Here is a 20,959-nt window from a genome sequence, read left to right as displayed (position 1 = left end):
CAACTGGAGGGGCCGGCGGGAGCGGTGGGGGGCGTGGCGGTAACGGCGGCAGCGCAACAACTTTCGGCTCCGGCAACGCCTACGGAGCTGCCGGAAGAACTGGTGGCGCCGGGATCGACGGTGGCGATGGGGGGGACGGCGGAAACGCCACAACCTTCGGTACGGGTCAGGCCGAGGGCGGTGCCGGCGCGAACGGCGTCAGCAGCTCCAACGGCTATGGCGGAAACGGGGGCCGTGGAGGCAACGCGGCGACTCTGAACGGCGACTCTGGCGCTTCAGCCCTGGCTGGGAACGGCGGCCGCGGTGGCAACGGTTTCCAATTCGGCGGGGACGGCGGCAACGGCGGCGGCGCATATACAGACGGGCTCGGGCAGGTGCTGGCCGGAGCCGGTGGCTACGGGGGAAATGCCACCTATTACGGCGGGTCGGGAGGCGCGGGCGGTGACGCCGTCGTGCGCAACCTGGCCTCTACTCAGACCATTTCGGGAGCAGCCGGGGGACTGGGCGGCACCGGGAACGGCGGCGGTAACGGTGGCAACGGCGGCAGCGCGATCACAGACGGCTCCGGTACCGCTTTTGGCGCCGACGGCCGTGAAGGGACGCGGGGCAATGGAAGCCTGGGCTCAGGCGGCACCGGCGGTCACGGCGGAGATGCATCGAGCCGAGGCGGCTACGCGTTCGCCGGCGACGGAGGCAACGGCGGCGTTGGTACAGGCGGCAGTGGCGGCGACGGTGGCAACGGTGGGCGCGCCACGAGCAACACCGGTAACGCGTACGCAGGCAACGGTGGCATGGGCAGCTACGGTGAGAACGCCGGAGGTGTAGGCGGAAGCGGCGGCGATGCTCTCACCTTCGAATCCGGGCAAGCCATCGCAGGCAACGGCGGTTTCGGCGGCAACAGCGCACATACCGGCGGCGCCGGTGGTTACGGTGGGTTCGCGTCAACGCTGGTAGGGGGTGCTCGGGGTGGTAGCGGCGGCTTCGGCGGCACCGGTGACATGGGTGGTGCTGGCGGGCGCGGCGGTAGTGCCTCGACGAGCTCCGGGGACGCCGACGGAGGAGATGGAGGCAACGGCGGCTCCGGCGGAAGCGGCGGGGGCGCCGGCGGCAATGGCGGCGACGCGTCGACCAACTACGGCGAAGCCGAGGGTGGTTACGGTGGTGATGGGGCCTCGGGCAGCTATGCCTCAGGCTCGGGTGGAAATGGCGGTAACGCGTCGACGGGTTTGGTCGGTGACGCTGTCTCGGGCTCTGGTGGCGACGGTGGTACTTCGACCAGCGCCCCGGTGATTGATGGTGACGTGACCCTGGCGGAACTTGCCATGATGAGCGACTGGGCGAATAGGCAAGGAATGGGCGGGACACCCGGTGTGGCCACCGTGGCCGGGATCGGGGTCGCGACGCAGGGTTTACCAGGAGATCCCGATCCGGGAAATGCGCTTGCCATCCTCCAAGACGTTGTCGACGTCGTCGCCGATATCCCTGGGGCGGTGCACAATGCGCTCGCAAATGACAGTGTTGCTTTGATGGCCAATCTGGCCACGCTGGGGATCGCGATGCAAAATGTGATGGCCGAAGCAGAATTTCTACCTAATTCGACGAAGATCATGTTCAAAGTCGCCGATGCACTGGAGGCACTGGGCGATCTGCAGGAGCGTGCTCCAGGAATAGCGAATGGCAACGTGAAAGATTTCACACTCGGCCTGCTCGACATCGCCTCGCTCACCATCGCGGTGGCAAGAATTCCGACAGGCCCTGCGGGAATCGTCATCGGCGCCGCTGCGGACGCCGCCCTCGTCGGCTTGCGAACACTTATCGATGAGCTTCCCGACCCAGAAAGCTGACTCATTAACCGAAGAAGCGCGAAACGACAACTTCGGCTTTCACGTCCGACCTCAAGCTCCCCGCAAACGTTCGGTGACGATGGGTGTCGAGCTGTACTAATTGGCAATCGATGTGCCGGGAACCCTGATGTTCGATTGGGCAGAGGTTTTCGCAGATGGAGGCTAGAACACTCCGAACCGGTCGGGGAGTCGAAGTGCGGGCGACACGACGGATCCCAGTGGCGCTCGAACCCGGGGTCATAGCGCATACGACACCGCCGTGATCTCCAGTCGGGTCACGCCGTAGCGATCTGCCACCTCGCTGTCGGGCGCCGGCATTCATTGAATTTCGTGCGTTACGGTTCTCGACCGTCGAATTTGCCGCATCTTCGAACTAAACCGACCGCCGCTGGACGGTGGCGAAATTGTGTTGGGCGTTTAGAATCGTCTCCGGCGCGTCTAGCACTCGGCAGCGACTTCGTCTTGTTTCATCAGTACTTCGTTCACTCCCTCCAACACGCGAGCCCATTGTCAGATTTGTTGCGAGAGCCCCACCTCTCGGAACCGACAGGTTCAACCGTTCGACCAGTGCTGAGCAAAAGGCTACGGCCCAGGACACTGCAGGAACGGACGCAGCCCCACAGTTTCGTTGGCTCGAAATTCGTCCAGCGCGAAGGAGATTATTGCTCATGGCAAAGCTCGGACCGCGTCGACAGATCGTGCTCGCGCAGGCCGTTGGGCAGTTCGCGGTCTTGGCGAGTACTCCCGTTCTGAGCCGGTTGGTTCCTGTCGGAGAACTCGGCCAGTATCAGATTGCGCTCGCAGTAGCACTCGCGCTCCAGCCTGTCGCGACGCTGCGTGTGGACTTCGTCCTTCCGGGGGTCACCGATGATCACGGGGCGCGGCGCCTCGTTACGCGAGCCCATCTCTCGGGGCTGATTCTGCTGTTGGTGGCTCTGAGCGCAGGTGGCATCTTGTTGCTCATCGGCCGACAGCAACTTGCGCTAATCGCCTGCTGCGCTGGCGTTCTGACCGTCGCGTACAGCTGGTTAGCGCTTGACGGAGGCGAATTCTTGCGGGCTGGTCGACTCCGAGCCCTCGCTGTGAGGAATCTGGTGTCGGGTCTCGCCGCCGCTGTGCTGCAGTGCGTCGTCGCGGTGTTTGCTCCTTCTGCGGTGATGCTAACCGTCGCCATCGTGCTGGCCCGCTTTGCGGCTGTGCTTCTGAGCAGAAAGGCGCGCGACTCAGATCGGCGCGACAAGCAGGTGGCGCCGAAAATGAATGGGGACTCAGTGGACCCGTACCCGATTCGACGGATGGCTCCGGCTGTCGGGACGAGCCTGCTCGACACCCTGATAATGCAGAGCCTCGTGGTGGTGCCTGGCGCGGCTCTTGGCTCCGAAGCCGCTGGCTACGCGGGGATGAGTCAGCGCATCACCACATCGCCCGCCTCGCTTATCGTCGGCGGTCTGAGCCAGGTTGCGCAATCACACGTTGCGGAGGCTTTGCGTGAACCAGGCGGCCGAGCACTGCAAGCTTTGCGGCCATCCCTTAAACACTTGACGTTGGTTGCGGTCGTACTTGGATTTTCCGTTGCCGTCATCGCGCCTCATCTGGTGGTGCCGGTGCTGGGTGCGGCGTGGTCGCCATTGGAGGTGCTGCTACCCATCACCGCGCCCGCGCTCGCGATGCAGATCGTCAGTCTCCCGCTCGTTCCTGTAGCTATCGTGCTTCGAGCGGAGACGGCTTTACTGCGCCTCAACCTCTTTCGATTCATGGCTATTGTCGGCGGGACCGCGCTAGTTGCGGCCGCGAGTGGCCAACTCGTCCCGACTATCATTTGGTGGAGCGCGACCACGGCGCTCGGGTACGCGGGTCAACTCTGGATCGTCATCGCCTCGGCACGTCGGCACGACGGCGCAAACTAATTGCGCCGCCGAGCTGACGATCGTACGGAGGTCTTGCTTTCACGAGCCTGGCCCTATGACACGATGAGCGACAAGTGATTTAGGAAAGCCCAAGCCTCGGCAGACCAACCGCTTCCATGCAGTCGCTCCAGTTGCGGGTCGAGATCAGCGGCCAATGAGCCGCTCAACCGATCCTCGCCATTCGGATAGGGCGCGATGCGCATTTGCGACCGCATCTTCGACCGAGGAACGTCGATCGAGGCGGCCCGATATCCACCGCGCGATCTCCTCGCTATTGCGGCCCCGACTGTCGAGCGACATATCGTGAATGCCAATAGCCGAGAAGTGCGCGCGCACCTTGGCTTCTGGGTCTGCCACGACTTCGAGCGGTACCGCGCCCGAGAGCGCTCCGAGCGCCAGTACGTGTAGTCGATCCGAGATGACAACTGCCGCTTGATCAGACAGAGCTCGAAGGTCTGCCTCCGAATCAGGATTCCAGAACGATCCAGAGTTATAGGTCGCCCCGAGTGATTCAGCCACTGCAGCCGCCAGATTCGCGTCGCGGTCAACTTGAGCGAAAACAACGGTGTCCAAACCGGCTTCGGTGACGGCAGCAGAGAGACCCTTCAACCATTCTTCTGACGGAAGCTCACGGTCTCCACGTAGGGATACCAGGCAGAGGCGCCGAACTTCGTTGCCTGGTCGCGGTTGCTCCGAAAAAGCTATATCCGGCGATAAGTCCCCTTCGCCGATCATCTCGAGGCTGTGCGCCTCGCGCCACAGACACACGTCAGCTAGTTTCGCCAAAGCACGGTGCAACCACAGTGTCGGCGGCCAAACCCCTGCCGCGCGCTGCTGAGCAACGGCGTGTGGCGGGATAATGACGTGCCCGCGGCGCAAGACGATCGCCGCCGCGATGAGCAGCTGGAAGAGGTGCTGGAAGAAGCGAGAGCGCACCAGCCACACCTCACCAGGGTCGGTAACGAGAACCGGGCGCCGCCGCGAGACCACGGAGCTAAGCAGCCACGCCAAGCGGTGCAGCGCACCGCCCCGGGTGACGATGTCATCGGCCCTGACTCCTGCGGCCTCTACCCAGCTGTCGTCGTGGTGCGCCGCGAACACGCTGCGACTGTTTGCCGATTCCGTCCAGCCCAGCGATGCGCGCCGTATGAAGAAGTCACCGAAGTTATTCTCTTGCCCCGTAATGCTGATGAACACGCGATGGCGCACGCGCCGACGCTAGCACGCTGCAGAATTCTGGGCAGGTCTCCGTGTAGGGGTTTTGCTTGCATTGGAGAAGCTGATCTCGTCGGCCCGGAACACCCGACGACCCTCGACTGCACCCCTTTTCGGCTACCCGCGGTGGAGTGGCATGAAGTTCGCAGACTTTCGGCGCACAGGGAATTGTGCCGCGCCCAGAGTATTTCTGAAGGCGGCAGGAACGCTGATGTTTGTCAGATCTCTCATTCCGATGACGACCCCCAGCGCAGTCTGACGAAATCCGTCCGTCATGCAAAGATCGGTCGGTGACACCAAGCGAACAAAATCAGCCGGCCCCATCCCGGAAGGTGTTGTTGCTCGCGAAGCGATTTCCGCCTTTGGCTGGCGGTATAGCCCAGTATTCGCACCAGGTTGCGCGCGCCTACGCGAGGCACGGTCTCGACGTCGTAGTGGTCACGCAGTCGCAAAGCGATCCCGGGTGGAGTGACGACGTGGAGTTCACGACGCTCCGCGTGCTCAACGTGGGTTCTGGTTCGCAGCTCGTCGCATTCGCAAAGTTCATGATGGCTGTCATCCGTGTCAACCGTGGCGAGGAGTTCAGCTTCGTGCACGCGACCACATGGAAAATGGGGATTGTCGCCCGTCTGTTAATGCGGCAGATTCCGCTAGTGGTGACTGTTCACGGGCGGGAGGTGCTGAATACTTCGCGGTTACTCACCCCTGTCATGCGAAACGTGCTCAAGCATGCGTGGCTGCTGTTCGCCGTATCTTCGGCAACCTTGGCGGTGACTCGCGACGCGCTCGGCAAGCAACGTCCACTTGGGAATTGGCTTGTGCGCTACAACGGGCTGACTTTCCCGCAGGAAGCGGCCGAGGCTGAACCGCGGCCCCTGCGTCCTGAGCGCCTTGAACTCCTCAGCCTTAGTCGTCTGGTGCCCCGAAAGAACATCGGGGCATCTCTCCGAGCGTTTGCGGTATTGCGTGATCAAGAACTCCGTCCCATGCGGTTACGGATCGTCGGGGATGGAAGTGACCGCGCTGCGCTCGAGGAGGAGGCGGCCGCACTGGGTCTCAATGACTCGGTCGAGTTCCTGGGGTACGTCGACGATGACGAGGTGCCCCGTCTCTACGAGGCCACCGATATATTCCTTCACCCTCACACCCACCTAGGTGAGGGGAATGATTTCGAGGGTTTCGGTATCTCGATCGCTGACGCCATGTCCTTTGGCTGCGCGTCGGTTGTGGGCCAAGCTGGTGGTCCAGCCGAACTGATAACTGACGGGATCGATGGCCGTCTGGTCGATGGGCTCGACGAAGCCGCAATTCTTGCCGCAATCAAAGAGTATGTCGAAGACGACGCTGAGCGCGCGAATGTGGGTTCCGCCGCTAAAAAATCAGCGCTTGAAAGATTCTCTTGGGATCTGCATGTTCAGCCCGCGCTCGGCCCCGTAACTGGCGCACGTTGACAAAACCGCGCAAGAATGATCGGCATTCTCCGAGATCGATGCCTGGCGTCGCACTCCGAAATGCCTTTCAGATTTATGAGTTCACGAGAACATAATCTCAGACGGAGTGCGGCTCGGCACGATGAGAACGCAAGACCACAAGCGCAATAACGCTATTAGCGGCAGGAGGCGTCCCCTTTGAGTCCAACGGTGTCGGTAATCACCCCTACCTACAACAGCGAGAGGTACGTCGCGGAAACAATCGCGTCGCTGCAGGCGCAAACTTTCACCGACTGGGAGCTGCTAGTCGTCGATGACTGTTCGGTTGACAGCACATACGATGTCGTTCAGCGCATCGCAGCTGACGACTCTCGCATCCGTCTGTTCCGGCAGGAAGCGAATTCTGGTGCAGGTCCCGCCCGCACCAGAGCCCTGGAAAACTCTTGCGGCCAATACATCGCCTACCTCGACGCTGACGACATTTGGTTCCCGGACAAACTTCAGCGGCAAGTCGACTTCATGATGACCAGGGGTTGCGGATTTTCCTGTACCTCCTACGAGGTGATTGATGGAAGCGGCGCGAGTCTCAACAAGGTCGTTCGAATGTTGCCGGAAACCGACTACGTCGGTTTTTTGACGACAAACTTGCTACAGACTGTCGGGATAATGGTGGATACTCACCAGGTAGACAAAAAATTGCTGCGCATGCCTCCTCTCAAACGAAGGCAAGATGCCGCGACGTGGCTGCAGATATTGAAAGCAGGCCACAAAAATTACGGAATGGACGAGGTGCTGTGCCAGTACAGGCACGCGCAGAATTCACTCTCGAGTAATAAGCTCAGGGCTGCCCAGGGCGTCTGGCGCTTGTATCGGGAGGTTGAGCATCTTCCGCTGGGATTCAGCCTCTACTGTTTCGCGCGCTACGCATTTTTAGCAGTATGGAAGCGGAGCTATTTCCTGGGCCGCGTGTTAAAGGCGAGACCCCGTCTGCGTGGCTGATTTTGACCACTTGGTAAGGGTGTAGGAGACTGCGCGCAACGGCTGCGGTCGTGAACGATTTCGCCAGCCACGCGGCTGTGTCAAATAAGCTTGATCCAGTCGATTCTGTCGGCGATGCGGGCAGAGCCAGATTCAGCGAGAAGGGGAACGTGCTGAATATCCTGTTCGTCTGTACCGGCAACATCTGTAGGTCACCAACCGCTGAGCGCCTCGCTTCCGCGTACGCCCGGCAGCGCGGCTTCGAGGGACTCCAGGCGTCGAGCGCCGGGATTCAGGCGGTCATCGGGAGTCCGATGCATCCCACAGCGGCTCTGGTGCTAGAGGGATTGGGAGGCGACGCATCGAGTTTTGCAGCCCGCCAATTGACGCCACGAATCGCCTCCAGCGCCGATCTGATTCTCACGATGACTGCAGCTCACCGCGATGCTGTCTTAGAGCGGAACCCAGCGTTGTTGAGGCGAACCTTCTCGATGTCCGAGGTCGCATGGCTCATCACCCAGGGTGGAGCGAGCGCGCTCGACGATTTTTCTCGGCTGCGTCCGCGGGTGCGACGTGGCGATCTCTGGGATGTTGCGGATCCCATTGGCCGTGACATGGACGTCTTCTCGAGGGTGGGGGGTCAGATTGCCGAGTTGGTCCCGGGCATCGTCGACCTGTGCGAGCGTTCGTCTTAGCGGGCCTGCGACGGTTCAGTCTCGACGAGCTGAAGCGGTTCGACGAGCCGTAGGACCGGTGGTTTCGACGGGCACGAGCCCCACGCCGAGCGCATGAACACGAACTTCAAACGCCTGAGTTCAATCAATACGGGCCCCGCAAATTAGCCCCCGACGTCAATAATCCCTCGTCAGCGGCCTGCTGATGTTACGTTGCTGAGCGAACTCGCTGTTCGTGTTGAGAAGTCAATCACGGTTCGGCTAAAGTTCCAGCACAAGGGGGACGATATGCGGGGGGAAGCGTGACGGTTGCTAACGACCAAGTAGAGGTCGCAGCAAACATTGTTCCGATACCGACGAAGGTTCCGGCGTGGCAGCGGGGGTATGCGCGCCGGCTCGTTTTCGTCGACGTTGTGGCTGTTCTGGCTGCGGTTGGTTTGGCTCAATGGTTGAGGTTCGGCGCGCTGACTGGTGGTGTGTCGACGTCGACCTTCAAGAATGTTGACTACGCGTTGGTTTCGGGCGTGATCGCGGCGGCGTGGCTGGCAGCCCTGACCATCAACCACTCGCGCTCGACACGGATCATCGGTTCCGGCGCTGAGGAATACCGCCGAGTGCTGTTGGCCACTCTCGCAGTCTTCGGCGCGGTTGCGATCATCTCGATGCTGTTCAAGCTGGAGATTGCCCGCGGTTATCTCATGATCGCGCTGCCGGTGGGCATGCTGGTTCTCACGCTCTTCCGGTGGGTGGCGCGCCAGTTTGTTGTGAGGGTTCGGCAGAAGTACGGCCGATGCATCACTCGCGTCCTCGTAGTCGGGAGCGCGCCGGCAGTGCGCGACCTGACGACATCGCTCCACCGCGATTCACGCTCCGAATACGAGGTCGTCGGCGCCTGCATCCCAGGACCACTGCCGCGCACGCAGATCGACGTCCCGGGGGTTGGCGCCGTGCCAACCTTCGGCGATGAGACCAATGTGGTGGGCGCGGTGACCGCGACACATAGTCACGCGGTCGCGGTTACGGCAACCGAACGCCTCAACGGCCGCGGCATCCGCGACCTGTCCTGGGAGCTCGAGAAGCTCGACATCGATCTGCTCGTTGCTCCCGGTGTCGTGGACATCGCCGGCCCGCGCCTGCAGATGCGGCCCGTCGCCGGCCTGCCGCTCATCCACGTGGAAAAGCCGCAGTACCACGGCGCCAAACGATTCCAGAAGCGACTGTTCGATCTTCTGTTCTCGGGCTCGGTGCTTCTGTTCGGGCTGCCGGTTCTATTCGCAGTCGGGCTGGCCGTGAAGCTCACCAGCAAGGGGCCGGTCTTCTACCGCCAGGAGCGTGTCGGTCTCGATGGGCGTCCCTTCGAGATGATCAAGTTCCGCACCATGGTCGTCGACGCAGACAAGATGGTCGACAAGCTCGCCGCGATGAATGAGAGCGAAGGCGGCGTGCTCTTCAAAATTCGCGACGATCCGCGCGTCACGCGCGTAGGTCGGATCTTGCGGAAGTACTCCATCGATGAGCTCCCACAGTTCATCAATGTGCTCAAACGCGACATGAGCGTTGTTGGCCCTCGGCCCCCGTTGGCCAAAGAGGTCAAGTCCTACGACGATCACGCCAGGAAGCGGCTGCTCGTTCGGCCCGGCATCACCGGCCTCTGGCAGGTCAGCGGCCGATCTGACCTCTCCTGGGAGGACTCGGTTCGTCTCGACCTCTTCTACGTCGAGAACTGGTCGATGATTTCCGACTTGATCATCGCGTTCAAGACCGTCAAGGCAATGCTCGGCCATTCCGGCGCCTACTGATTGCCGGCTGGCCAGCAACGCCGGCTGTCTCGCAGCGCGCGAAGTAGGCTCGACCGGTAGCGCGATTCAACTGAGCGTCGATGTGGCTCCACATCAGCGGTCAAACCAACGTGCCAACAGGTTGTCCAGCCAGGAGCGACTTCCATTGGCGCGCAATTGGTATCGCGGACATTCGCAGAGTGAACAATCCGTCCCGGCGCGATAGTGTTCATGAGCCGAACCTTCGTGCCCGCAACGACATATTTCCGTAAGCATTAGGGTCAACATACGCCGCAGGGTAGTTGCTGCGGGCAAATACTGAGAATTTCCTGAGTAGCGTGTCGCAGGGCTCGCGCGGCACCGGATTGACCCGCGCTGACCGACTCAACTGAGTACAGTCCTCCCGTGGGCTATCCAGAGAACGTGCTGGCCAGAGACGAACAGGTCGTCCTGCACCGCCACCCGCACTGGGGACGTCTCCTCGTGCCGGCGCTCGTCCTCATCCTGGCGAGTGCCATTGCCGCGTTCATTGCCGGCTACGTCAATTCCCTCACCTGGGAGCCATCCGCCACAAGAATCGTCTTCCTCGTCATCGCCGCCGTCTGGCTCATCCTCATCGGCTGGCTCTCGGTGTGGCCCTTCCTCAACTGGTGGACCACCCATTTCGTCATCACCGACCGTCGCGTCATGTACCGCCACGGCCTGATCACCCGCTCCGGCATCGACATCCCACTCGCCCGGATCAACAGCGTCGAGTTCCGGCACGGCCTGCTGGACCGCATCCTGCGCACCGGCACGCTGATCATCGAATCCGCTTCTCAGGATCCGTTGGAGTTCCAGGACATTCCGCAGGTCGAACGTGTGCATTCCCTGCTCTACCACGAGGTGTTCGACACGCTCGGCACCGAGGAGTCCCCGAGCTGAGGCGCTGCGCGCCACCCGTCTCTGCAATACCGTTCACCGCATGGGGGAGAGGCGACGCTCCGGCGTGCGAGCCGGGCCGCTACCCGCCGCTGTCTACGCCCTGATCGCCGTGCTCTTCCTCAACGGCGCCACCGGCACCCTGTTCTTCGCCCACGCCCGTCCCGACCCGCTCGCCAAGGTCGACGCCATCGTCGTCCTCGGCGGCGAGCACGACGGCCGTGAGGCCTACGGGCTGAAGTTGGCCCAGCAGGGCTATGCGCCCACCGTGCTGATGTCCGATCCCTACGGACCCCGCGACCCGGTGATGAAGCGTTTCTGCCGGCGCCAGGCCGACATCGAGGTCATCTGCCGGCCGCCCGTCCCGAGCACCACCCGCGGTGAGGCGCTGATGACCCGCGCACTCGCTGAGCAGCGCGGCTGGCGTTCGGTGATCGTGATCAGCTGGCGCTACCACCTGCCCCGCGCCCGGCGGATCTTCGACGTGTGCTTCGCGTCGCCCAACCGCACCGTGATCATGCGCGACGTGCCCCGCACCTACCGATTCTCGGTCGCGCAGTGGCAGTACACATTCCTGTATCAGTACGGCGGCTTCGTCAAAGCTGAAATCCAGGGCTCCTGCGATTCGGCTACGTGAGCTTCCGATACAGCGTCGTCCCACCTCGCACCGCGAGGTAACCCAGCAGCGCGAACGTCACCCCCACCGCGCAGTACATCCCCACCTTCTTGGCGGCCGACACCGTGCTGCGCACCGGCACGTCCCCACCCACCCACATCGGGGCTGCCAGCGCGAACGCCACCATGCTCGCCGCAGAACCCAACACCCCGTACTCCACCACGGCCGTCACCCGTGACGAAACATGCTGTGCTGACATCATTCCCGCGAGACCGCACACCACGGCCGTCGCCGTCACCAACAGCGCGGACGACGGCCGCCGTAGGAGAAGCACCCCGATCGTCGACCCCGCCGCGCCGCCGAGCGCGACCAGCACCCACGTCATCGCGCCGCCACCCGTGCGGCCAGCAGCCCGCACAACAGGCCGGCCAGCGCGGCTGCAGGCACACCGATCAAGAACGCGATCGACAGCGTCGGCGGCTGGCTGATGGTCAACGCCGACCACGCGCTCAGACTCGCTGCGCTGGCGCACAATCCGAACAGTGCCGCGCGCACCGTCGACATCGCCCCGCTCGCGACGATGAAGCCGGCCACCGCGAACGCCACCGCTGCCGTCACCGTCGTCGAGACCCACAGCTGCTTTGGCTGCGGCCATGCGGCCGCCACCGCATACCGCAGGAGCGCTCCCGCCGTCCCGCCGATCACGAGCGCGACGGTCGGGGTGCGCGCATCACGATGTCGGGCCGGCACCCGCCCAAGGCTAGCGTCACCGATCCGTTCAGGTGCTTCGACAACCACTGACGCAGATGTCAGATACCGTTGTATCGTGACCGGCTCTTTGAAGCGTTTTGACGAGTGGCTCAACCGAGAGCTCGAGCAGTGTGCGCGCGATGCCGGCGAAGACGTGAACACCTACGTCGCTCGCGCGGTGGCTTCGAAGATGGTCGCCGACCGCCGTCTCGCCGAGAGTGTGGCCGTCGCCAGCCTGATGGAGCATCTGTCCGCCTCCGGGGTGTTCGCCGGCACCGACATGCCCAGCGTGTCCACCGTGATCGCAGACCCCGACCGGCTGCGCGCCCTGTACGCCACCGGACTGTTGGACTCACCGCCGGAGGAGCTGTACGACCGCATCACCCGCGCGGCGGCAGACGCGCTGGATGCACCGCACGCCTTGGTGTCGTTGGTCGACGTCGACCGGCAATTCTTCAAAAGTGCCTCCGGCAAGGATCTCAGTAAGCCCGAGGAAAGACAGACGCCACTCGACCGCTCGCTCTGCCAGTACGCGGTGGCTAACGGTGAAGCACTCGTGCTCGAAGACGCCCGCCTCGACCCGGTGTTCCAGCACCACCCCGCGGTCCAAGACGGCACCGTGGTGGCCTACCTCGGCATCCCGCTGACCGACCATGACGGCAATTCCATCGGCACGCTGTGCGTCTACGACGACAAGCCGCGGTTGTGGGGCACCGGGCACGTCCAGGTGCTCAGCGATCTGGCCGGGATTGCCGCCGAGCGGATCTTTGGGCCGGGCAACAGCCAAGCCCGATAGTCGGCGCAGGTCAGCTATCCCGGCTGCCGGCGCACACCGTGGGCGTCCGGCAAATTGCCACTCGCTAATGGCATTTTGACTGCGAGCAACACTCGGCACACCTAGAGTTGGGCCCTGAGAAGTGTTTCCGGGGGGCCCACTCATGCAGTTGGATACGAAGCGATCGGTAGACGCGCCGAGTTCGCGCGCGACTACCCCGCATCTGCGCGCCGCCGCTCCGCCGCTCACGCTTCCCAAGGCGTCCCTGCGCCAGCGCGTCACTGACTATCTGCGCAATGAAGGCGGCTACGTTGCGCTGACCGTGTCCCTGGATGTGTGGGCCGGGTTCTGGTCGGTGATGTTCGGGCACTGGACGCTCGACCGCAACGACGCGCTGGGCGTCCTGCCCTATACGTGGCTGTTCATCCCGTTCCTGGTCGTATTGATGGCCGGTCGATCGCTGTACAAGCGCAAACTGGGCGATCGATTCCTCGACGAGTTCGAACCTGTCGAGACCTCGGTCGCCGTCGCTGCCCTGCTGGCACTGGCGATCATCATGTACGCCGTTCCGGCGTTCACGCCGGGCACCGTTGTTCCCGAGTACATCCGCCCCAGCGACATCATGGTTCACATCTGGATGTACGCCGCCGTCCTGGTTCCAGGGGTTCGCTTCAGTCGATCCCTGGCGCAGCGCTACCTGCGCCGCAGGTTCCGCTTCGGCAAGCCCGCGATCGTTGTCGGCGCCGGGCCGATCGCCCACCAGATCATCACCCGGATGACCCAGGTGCCGGACTACGGATTGCGCCCGGTCGGCATCATCGACGACACAAGACCGGCCAACATCGAGGCTGAGGGCATTCCGTACCTGGGCACCACCGACAACCTCGAACGCGCCGTCGTGCAGACCAGGGCGGAGAAATTGATCATCGCGCACTCCGCGGTGTCCGACGAGAAGCTCGCGACACTGGCGCAGCGCGCGCACCACCTCGGCATGACGGTGCGAGTGGTGCCCCGAATGATGGACGTCGTCGGCGTCGGCGCGACCATCGAGCACATGGGCGGCATCCCGCTGATGACGCTTTCGCACGCCGACCCGACCGGGTTCCAGTTCGCGCTCAAACACGCCATCGACCGGTCCTGTGCCGCAATCGGTCTCGTGCTGATCTCGCCGCTGTTCCTGACGCTCATGCTGCTGGTGCGGTTGAGTTCGCCGGGCCCGATCTTCTTCGGGCAGGACCGAATCGGTCGTGACGGCAAGGTGTTCCAGTGCCTGAAGTTCCGCAGCATGCGGCCCCCCGATCCGCAGGCCGCGGCGTTCACCGTCAAGGACGGGGCGGCGCCCGGAGGTGTCGAAGGCGAGGACCGACGCACCTGGATCGGCAAGATCATGCGCAAGACCTCGATGGACGAACTGCCGCAACTGCTCAACGTGGTCAAGGGCGAGATGAGTTTGGTGGGCCCGCGTCCCGAACGCCCCGAATTCGTCGAACTCTTCGAGATGCAGATCCGCCGCTACGGTGATCGGCACCGCGTCAAAGCCGGCATGACCGGCTGGGCACAGGTGCACGGGCTCCGCGGCCAGACCTCGATCGCCGACCGCGCCGAGTTCGACAACTTCTACATCGAGAACTGGTCGATCCTGTTGGACATCAAGATCCTGGCGCTGACTGTGCTAGCCGTACTCAAGAGCGCCGAATAAGATTTCCGCCGTTCGGTTTCGCGACGCAGCGTTCCGTATTACCCTTTGCTGGGGGGAGATTCTAGGGGTTGGGGGAGGTGTGGAGCACGAGCCGAACCACGTCGGGCTGATACCTGATGGGTTGCGCCGGTGGGCCACGGCTCACGACACCACGCTGGCCGATGCGTATCGGCGGGGTGCGCACAAAGTCGTCGACATCCTGCAGAACCTGCGGGGCCACGGCGTCCGCACCGTCACCGTCTACAACCTCAGCCGGGCCAACCTCGGACGCACCGACGAAGAACGCGATGCGGTATACGAGGCGTCGCTGCAGTTCCTGACCACCCTGATCCCCGCCGCGTTCGACGCCAAGACATGCAGCCTGCGACTGCACGGAGATCGAAAAGCATTGCCGGACAATTACGTTGCGGCCGCCCACGACCTCGAAGTCGCCATGAACGGCACCGAGTTCCGCATCAACATGCTCGCCGCCTACGACGCCTACGACGAACTGCGCGACGCCCAGCAGCGTGCCGAGCAGACCGGAAGCGACATCGCCTCGGCCCTCGAGATCGACGAGGTCGACCTCGTCATCCGCACCACGGCCGAACCGCTGCTCAGCGGATTCCTGCCGCTGCAAAGCCAATACGCGCAGCTGTACTTCCTCACCACACCGCTCAACGACCTCACGATGGACGACATCGACGAGCTCATCGCCCGCTACCGCGGCGTCCCGCAACTGCGGGGGCGCTGACCATGACGAGACGACCGCTGATCATCGGCGCCGGGCCGGCAGGTCTGTCTGCCGGACTGGAACTCATCAGACGGGGTGTCACACCCACGATCCTCGAATCCTCCAGCGGCGTCGGTGGTCTGGCCCGCACCGAAGGCGACGGCGACTTTCGGGTGGACCCCGGCGGCCATCGCTTCTTCACCCGCAGCGAGGAAGTCTCCGAGATCTGGCGTTCCCTGCTACCGGAAGATCAGTGGCTGGTGGTGCCCCGCAGTTCGGCCATGCTGGTGCACAATCGCTTCGTCCGTTACCCGCTGATGGGGCGAGATCTGGTCCGCCAACTCGGTCTCCGGGACGGCGTCTACGGCGCCGGGAGCTATGCCTGGGCGCGGCTGCGGCGCCAGACCCGCATCGAGCCGCGGCAGTCCAATTTCAAGGAGTGGGGCCGCACGGAGTTCGGCCGTCGCTGGTATGAGCTGTTCTTCGACGGCTACGTGCGCAAGACCTGGCTCGCCGACCCCGAGAACATCGCCAGTGATTGGGCCAACCAGCGGATCAAACCGATCGGTTGGCGGTTGTCCTCCGACGCGAGTCTCGCCGACCAGGATGTCTTCCGCTACCCCCGCCACGGGCCCGGGCAGGTGTGGGATGCCGCGGCGGACAAGCTCCGTGCCGCCGGGGCGACCATCGAGTGCAACGCGATGGTGACCCGCGCCAACTACAAGAACGGCACGTGGACGCTGACGACCGAGCGCGGCGACGTCCACACCGGCGATGCGGTGTTCGCCAGCATGCCGTTGCGAACACTCGTCAACGCGCTGCGTCCCGCCCCGCCGAAGTACATCCAATCCGTCGCCGACAACCTGCGGCACCGCTCCCTGATCACCGTCGCGGTCGCATTGAGCAAGAACTACGACATCCCCTACAACTGGGTGTACACCCCCGGGGCGAACTTTCACGCCGGCCGAATCCAGAACTATCGTCGGTGGTCTCAACACCTCGTCCCCAAAGGCTGGAACGGCACGTTCCTCGGATTCGAGTACTTCCTGCTGCCCGACCAGGATCTGTGGCTGGCCGACGCGCACAGCCTCAGCGCCATCGTGGAAAACGATCTGCAACAGCTCGGCTTCGCCAAACCGGAGGTCGAGAAAGTCATGATCTCCCGGATGAAATTCGCCTACCCGATCCACGACCCGATCCGCGACCGCAGCGTCGTACGCATCCGCGACTACCTACGCGAGCACTACCCGTCGCTGCACCCGATCGGACGCAACGGCATGCACCACTACGACAACCAGGACCACGCGATGCTCAGCGCGATCCGCAGCGTCGGCAAGAGCTTCGGGGAGAACGTCGATCCGTGGCAGGTCAACACCGAGCTGAGCTACCACGAGCAGGGGCTGCGCCGCTAAGGGGCCTTCGACGACCGCTTCGCGGCGTTCGTGCAGGGGTGCCGCAGCTCGTACTCGTCCTCGAGCGACTCGGCGATCCCGCCGCCGGTCAGCGTCGACTCCAGGGCCTTCTCCGGATTCCGCCCGAACTCGTCGGGGAAGACGAACCGGCGGAACGCCCAGAAGCGGAAGGCCATCTGCAGCAGGTTGCCGATGATGTAAGCCGACACGAAGTCCGCGATGTTCTCGGTGAACAGCGAGACCATCGGCACACGCAGCATCAGCACGTAGCTCGAGAACCACAGCGGAGCCATGCTCAGCACCACACCCACACCGCTGACCCCGAAGAACAGCAGAGCCTCGTGGTGCTTTTCGCGGCCACCGCGGTCGCGGAAGCTCCACTCCCGATTGAGGATGTAGGAGGCGATCACCGCGACGATGCCGGCGATGATCTTCGCCGTCACCGGCTTGGGCTCCAGAACGGTCAACTTGAGCGTGAAGAAGATCGCGGAGTCGATGACGAACGTCGTCGCACCGACGATGGCGAACTTGATCAGCTCGTGGTGCCGCTCGGCGTAGGGACGGAGCGGCCCAGGGAGACGCTTGATCGTCGCATCGGCAAAGGACACAAGGTGCGAGTCTACGTAACCTTCCCGTCAAACACCCAAGCGCCGAGTAACCGCAGGTCAACCCTGTGGCCCACGTCATGACACGATAGACGCCGTGCCACGAACCGCAACTTCTCGTCCCGTCGTCGCCATGGTCGGCGGCGGCCAGCTCGCCCGAATGACGCATCAGGCGGCTATCGCCCTCGGTCAGACCCTGCGCGTGCTCGCGGTCCGCGCCGACGAGTCCGCCGCGCAGGTGACACCCGACGTCGTCCTCGGCCACCACACCGACTACGACGCACTGCGCCGCGTCGCCGACGGCGCGACCGCGCTCACCTTCGACCACGAGCACGTGCCCACCGAGCTGCTGGAGAAACTCGTCGCCGACGGCGTGGCCGTCTACCCGCCGCCCGAGGCGCTGGTGCACGCCCAGGACAAGCTCGTGATGCGGCGCCGGCTGGCCGCGCTCGGCGCGCCCGTGCCGCGGTTCTCCGAAGTTACCGACACCGGCCAAGCCGAAGCCTTCGCCATCGAGGTCGGCGGACCCGTGGTCATCAAGACCGTGCGCGGCGGCTACGACGGCCGCGGCGTCATCATGGCCGACTCGCCCGACGAGGCCCGCGAGATCGTCGGCCGCTACCTCGCCGACGGCGTGCCGGTGATGGTCGAGGAGAAGGTTGCGATGCGCCGCGAGCTGGCGGCCCTGGTGGCTCGCTCCCCATTCGGGCAGGGCGCGGCGTGGCCGGTGGTGGAGACCGTGCAGGAAGACGGGATCTGCGTCACGGTGATCGCACCGGCTCCGTCCCTTGGCGACTTGGGCACTGCGGCAACGGAATTGGCGTTGGGCCTGGCATCCGAGCTCGGGGTGGTCGGGGTGATGGCCGTCGAGTTGTTCGAAACTGAGAACGGTTCGCTGCTGGTCAACGAGCTCGCGATGCGTCCGCACAACTCCGGGCACTGGACCATGGACGGTGCCCGCACGTCCCAGTTCGAGCAGCACATCCGGGCGGTGCTGGACTACCCGCTCGGCGACACCTCGCCCCTGACTCCGTACACCGTGATGGGCAACGTGATCGGGGCACCCGAGCTGCCGGAGATGTCGATGGACGAACGCGTGCACCACCTGTGCGCGCGGATGCCCGACGCCAAAGTGCACCTCTACGGCAAGGAAGAGCGACCCGGCCGCAAGATCGGGCACGTCAACATCGTCGGCGACGACTGGGAGTCCCTGCGCGAGCGCGCAGAGCGGGCGGCACACTGGCTCTCGCACGCCGAATGGACCGACGGATGGGACCCTCACGCATGACACCTCGGGTGGGCTTGATCATGGGCAGCGACAGCGACTGGCCGGTGATGTCGGACGCGGCCGACGCGCTCGCGGAATTCGAGGTGCCGTTCGAGGTCGGCGTGGTCTCCGCGCACCGCACGCCCGCGCGGATGCTGACCTACGCCCAGGAAGCCGCCGGGCGCGGCCTCGAGGTGATCATCGCCGGGGCCGGCGGCGCGGCGCACCTGCCGGGCATGGTCGCCTCGGCGACGCCGCTGCCGGTGATCGGGGTGCCCGTACCGCTGGCCCGACTCGACGGCATGGACTCGCTGCTGTCGATCGTGCAGATGCCCGCCGGTGTGCCGGTCGCGACGGTCTCGATCGGTGGCGCGCGTAACGCCGGCCTGCTGGCCGTTCGCATCCTCGGTGCGTCCGATCCCGCCCTGCAGCAGCGGATGTCGGCGTTCCAGGCCGGGCTCGAGCAGATGGTGCTGGAAAAGGACGAGGCGCTGCGGCGAAAGCTACTGGGGGAGTAGTCGGGCCACTTGAGACGTCATGCGCTCGGCGTCTCGCCCTGGTGAAGCAGCACCAGGACCTGAGCGCAAGCCTGCAGGCACGGCTATTCGGCGGATCTTCGCCCAACGGGGGGAGGGACGAGAAAAGTGGGTGCTGGACTCTCCGCGGAAGCGTTTCAGGGGTTTGCTGACGTTGCCGTCAGTTCGTGAAGCATTGTTTTGCTTAGCAAACTCGAACGGGCATGCTCGTAGAGCCTGATTTTGAGCGGGATAAATGGCGGTGTGACTTTCGTCACACGAGCCGCAGGTGGGGTCGGATCAGGACGCGCGGAGTACGACGACAGGCTCGGCGCTCTGTACGGGCGCGGCAACCTGGATGTGGCCCGTCTGGGCCGCGTGCATGCCCGCGTCAACGACCGCGGAGGCGCGCAGAACATGGCGGGAACCGTTCCAGCCGCACTCGCAGTGGGCGGTACGCCGGAATGCCGAACCATCGATGTAGACCTGCATGTTGCGGAGAGTAGCCAGGCAACTTGTGAATTAACCACGTCTAGTGCTGAGGTTCGGCTGAGAGCGCGGGCATGCGGACTTCGCGCCGAGGCGCGAGCACGGTAAAGTTACCGGCGAGTAGCAAGGAGATGATGATGGCTGGTTGGGGCGGAAATCCCTCGTTCGATCTTTTCCAGTTGCCGGAGGAGCACCAAGAGCTGCGCCAGGCGATCCGCGCACTGGCGGAGAAAGAGATCGCGCCGTACGCGGCGGACGTCGACGAAAACGCTCGGTTCCCTCAAGAAGCGCTCGACGCGCTGGTGGCCAACGGCTTCAACGCCGTGCACGTGCCCGAGGAATACGACGGGCAGGGCGCTGACTCGGTGGCCGCGTGCATCGTCATCGAAGAGGTGGCGCGCGTCGACGCATCGGCCTCGCTGATCCCGGCCGTCAACAAGCTCGGCACGATGGGTCTGATCCTGCGGGGATCCGACGAGCTGAAGAAGAAGGTGCTGCCTTCACTCGCCTCCGGCGAGGCGATGGCCTCCTACGCGCTGTCCGAGCGGGAAGCGGGCAGCGATGCGGCCGCCATGCGGACCCGCGCCAAGGCCGACGGCGACGACTGGATTCTCAACGGCGCCAAGTGCTGGATCACCAACGGCGGTAAGTCCGCCTGGTACACCGTCATGGCCGTCACCGACCCCGACAAGGGTGCCAACGGCATCTCGGCGTTCATGGTCCACATCGACGACGAGGGCTTCTCGATCGGGCCCAAGGAGCGCAAGCTCGGCATCAAGGGCTCGCCGACCACCGAGTTGTACTTCGAGAACTGCCGTATCCCCGGCGACCGGATCATCGGCGAGCCGGGCACCGGCTTCAAGACCGCACTCGCGACGCTGGACCACACGCGCCCGACCATCGGTGCGCAAGCCGTCGGTATCGCCCAGGGCGCACTCGATGCGGCGATCGAATACACCAAGGACCGCAAGCAGTTCGGCAAGAGCATCTCGGACTTCCAGGCCGTCCAGTTCATGCTCGCCGACATGGCCATGAAGGTCGAGGCAGCCCGGCTGATGGTGTACAGCGCAGCCGCCCGGGCCGAGCGTGGCGAAGGCAACCTCGGGTTCATCTCCGCGGCGTCGAAGTGCCTGGCCTCTGACGTCGCGATGGAAGTCACCACCGATGCCGTGCAGCTGTTCGGCGGGGCCGGCTACACCGTCGACTTCCCGGTCGAGCGCATGATGCGCGACGCCAAGATCACGCAGATCTACGAGGGCACCAACCAGATTCAGCGCGTCGTGATGAGCCGGGCACTGCTGAAGTGATTCGGTAGCCGCGGGAGTGCACTCACGGTAGTCCCGAATCGTCGGGAACAACCGCTGAGGCACTC

General features: G+C 64.0%; 20 protein-coding genes. 15 read left to right on the top strand and 5 right to left on the bottom strand.

What is annotated here, in order from left to right:
• Window positions 1–1,844: hypothetical protein (locus DMB80_RS28205; RefSeq protein WP_205538833.1), on the top strand; the 1,844-nt coding region annotated here is incomplete at its 5' end.
• A 668-nt stretch (window positions 1,845–2,512) separates the two neighbouring features.
• On the top strand, window positions 2,513–3,751 hold the full coding sequence (locus DMB80_RS21660; protein WP_111511747.1) for an oligosaccharide flippase family protein: 1,239 nt from the start codon (window positions 2,513–2,515) through the stop codon (window positions 3,749–3,751).
• Window positions 3,752–3,895: 144 nt separating this feature from the next.
• Here DMB80_RS21660 and DMB80_RS21655 read toward each other — a convergent pair whose 3' ends face one another.
• A complete protein-coding gene (locus DMB80_RS21655; protein ID WP_162938652.1) occupies window positions 3,896–4,960 on the bottom strand; it encodes a polysaccharide pyruvyl transferase family protein in 1,065 nt (354 codons plus the stop codon).
• A 296-nt stretch (window positions 4,961–5,256) separates the two neighbouring features.
• Between DMB80_RS21655 and DMB80_RS21650 the strand changes: the two genes are divergently transcribed.
• The 6 genes from DMB80_RS21650 (at window position 5,257) to DMB80_RS21625 (ending at window position 11,384) form a co-directional block, all read left to right on the top strand.
• Complete coding sequence (locus DMB80_RS21650) at window positions 5,257–6,417, top strand: glycosyltransferase family 4 protein (RefSeq protein WP_111511745.1); 1,161 nt, start codon at window positions 5,257–5,259, stop codon at window positions 6,415–6,417.
• 189 nt (window positions 6,418–6,606) lie between these two features.
• Complete coding sequence (locus DMB80_RS21645) at window positions 6,607–7,395, top strand: glycosyltransferase family 2 protein (RefSeq protein ID WP_205538831.1); 789 nt, start codon at window positions 6,607–6,609, stop codon at window positions 7,393–7,395.
• A 50-nt stretch (window positions 7,396–7,445) separates the two neighbouring features.
• Window positions 7,446–8,069, top strand: coding sequence for an arsenate reductase/protein-tyrosine-phosphatase family protein (locus tag DMB80_RS21640; RefSeq protein WP_338043889.1), 624 nt, complete (start codon window positions 7,446–7,448; stop codon window positions 8,067–8,069).
• Window positions 8,070–8,350: 281 nt separating this feature from the next.
• Window positions 8,351–9,847, top strand: coding sequence for an exopolysaccharide biosynthesis polyprenyl glycosylphosphotransferase (locus DMB80_RS21635; RefSeq protein ID WP_111511743.1), 1,497 nt, complete (start codon window positions 8,351–8,353; stop codon window positions 9,845–9,847).
• Window positions 9,848–10,231: 384 nt separating this feature from the next.
• A complete protein-coding gene (locus DMB80_RS21630; protein WP_111511742.1) occupies window positions 10,232–10,750 on the top strand; it encodes a PH domain-containing protein in 519 nt (172 codons plus the stop codon).
• A gap of 40 nt (window positions 10,751–10,790) precedes the next feature.
• Entirely contained in the window at window positions 10,791–11,384 is a 594-nt protein-coding gene (locus DMB80_RS21625; protein WP_111511741.1) for a YdcF family protein, read from the top strand.
• Here DMB80_RS21625 and DMB80_RS21620 read toward each other — a convergent pair.
• Both DMB80_RS21620 and DMB80_RS21615 read right to left on the bottom strand, forming a co-directional pair.
• Complete coding sequence (locus DMB80_RS21620) at window positions 11,377–11,748, bottom strand: hypothetical protein (protein WP_111511754.1); 372 nt, start codon at window positions 11,746–11,748, stop codon at window positions 11,377–11,379. The genes DMB80_RS21625 and DMB80_RS21620 overlap by 8 nt on opposite strands.
• Window positions 11,745–12,113: a chromosome condensation protein CrcB gene (locus tag DMB80_RS21615; protein WP_111511740.1), complete on the bottom strand. Its 369-nt coding sequence runs from the start codon at window positions 12,111–12,113 to the stop codon at window positions 11,745–11,747. The genes DMB80_RS21620 and DMB80_RS21615 overlap by 4 nt, the downstream gene beginning before the upstream one ends.
• Window positions 12,114–12,189: 76 nt before the next feature.
• Here DMB80_RS21615 and DMB80_RS21610 point away from each other — a divergent pair, with 76 nt between their 5' ends.
• The 4 genes from DMB80_RS21610 (at window position 12,190) to DMB80_RS21595 (ending at window position 16,711) form a co-directional block, all read left to right on the top strand.
• Entirely contained in the window at window positions 12,190–12,909 is a 720-nt protein-coding gene (locus DMB80_RS21610; protein WP_420812209.1) for a GAF domain-containing protein, read from the top strand.
• Between the two features lie 142 nt (window positions 12,910–13,051).
• The gene (locus DMB80_RS21605; RefSeq protein WP_111511739.1) at window positions 13,052–14,587 is read left to right on the top strand and encodes a sugar transferase; all 1,536 of its coding nucleotides are present in this window, start codon (window positions 13,052–13,054) and stop codon (window positions 14,585–14,587) included.
• 79 nt (window positions 14,588–14,666) lie between these two features.
• Window positions 14,667–15,320: an undecaprenyl diphosphate synthase family protein gene (locus DMB80_RS21600; RefSeq protein ID WP_111511738.1), complete on the top strand. Its 654-nt coding sequence runs from the start codon at window positions 14,667–14,669 to the stop codon at window positions 15,318–15,320.
• Between the two features lie 2 nt (window positions 15,321–15,322).
• Complete coding sequence (locus DMB80_RS21595; RefSeq protein WP_420812208.1) at window positions 15,323–16,711, top strand: FAD-dependent oxidoreductase; 1,389 nt, start codon at window positions 15,323–15,325, stop codon at window positions 16,709–16,711.
• Here DMB80_RS21595 and DMB80_RS21590 read toward each other — a convergent pair.
• Window positions 16,708–17,319, bottom strand: a complete 612-nt coding sequence (locus DMB80_RS21590) for a GtrA family protein (protein WP_111511737.1) — start codon at window positions 17,317–17,319, stop codon at window positions 16,708–16,710. The two genes, DMB80_RS21595 and DMB80_RS21590, sit on opposite strands and share 4 nt — an antisense overlap.
• A gap of 85 nt (window positions 17,320–17,404) precedes the next feature.
• Between DMB80_RS21590 and DMB80_RS21585 the strand changes: the two genes are divergently transcribed.
• Together DMB80_RS21585 and purE are read left to right on the top strand one after the other, a co-directional pair.
• On the top strand, window positions 17,405–18,604 hold the full coding sequence (locus tag DMB80_RS21585; protein WP_111511736.1) for a 5-(carboxyamino)imidazole ribonucleotide synthase: 1,200 nt from the start codon (window positions 17,405–17,407) through the stop codon (window positions 18,602–18,604).
• Window positions 18,586–19,101, top strand: a complete 516-nt coding sequence (gene purE / locus DMB80_RS21580; RefSeq protein WP_240431322.1) for a 5-(carboxyamino)imidazole ribonucleotide mutase — start codon at window positions 18,586–18,588, stop codon at window positions 19,099–19,101. The genes DMB80_RS21585 and purE overlap by 19 nt, the downstream gene beginning before the upstream one ends.
• Before the next feature lie 297 nt (window positions 19,102–19,398).
• Here purE and DMB80_RS28200 read toward each other — a convergent pair whose 3' ends face one another.
• Window positions 19,399–19,590: a hypothetical protein gene (locus tag DMB80_RS28200; protein WP_046364185.1), complete on the bottom strand. Its 192-nt coding sequence runs from the start codon at window positions 19,588–19,590 to the stop codon at window positions 19,399–19,401.
• Window positions 19,591–19,724: 134 nt separating this feature from the next.
• On the opposite strand from DMB80_RS28200, the gene DMB80_RS21575 reads away from it, so the two are divergent.
• Complete coding sequence (locus tag DMB80_RS21575) at window positions 19,725–20,894, top strand: acyl-CoA dehydrogenase (RefSeq protein WP_046364192.1); 1,170 nt, start codon at window positions 19,725–19,727, stop codon at window positions 20,892–20,894.
• The last annotated feature ends 65 nt before the right edge of the window (window positions 20,895–20,959 follow it).

Source organism: Mycobacterium kyogaense (assembly GCF_003254575.1).
GTDB classification, from domain to species: Bacteria; Actinomycetota; Actinomycetes; order Mycobacteriales; family Mycobacteriaceae; genus Mycobacterium; species Mycobacterium kyogaense.
Note: the sequence above shows the minus strand (reverse complement) of the source record. Positions and strands in the feature narration are given on the sequence as shown.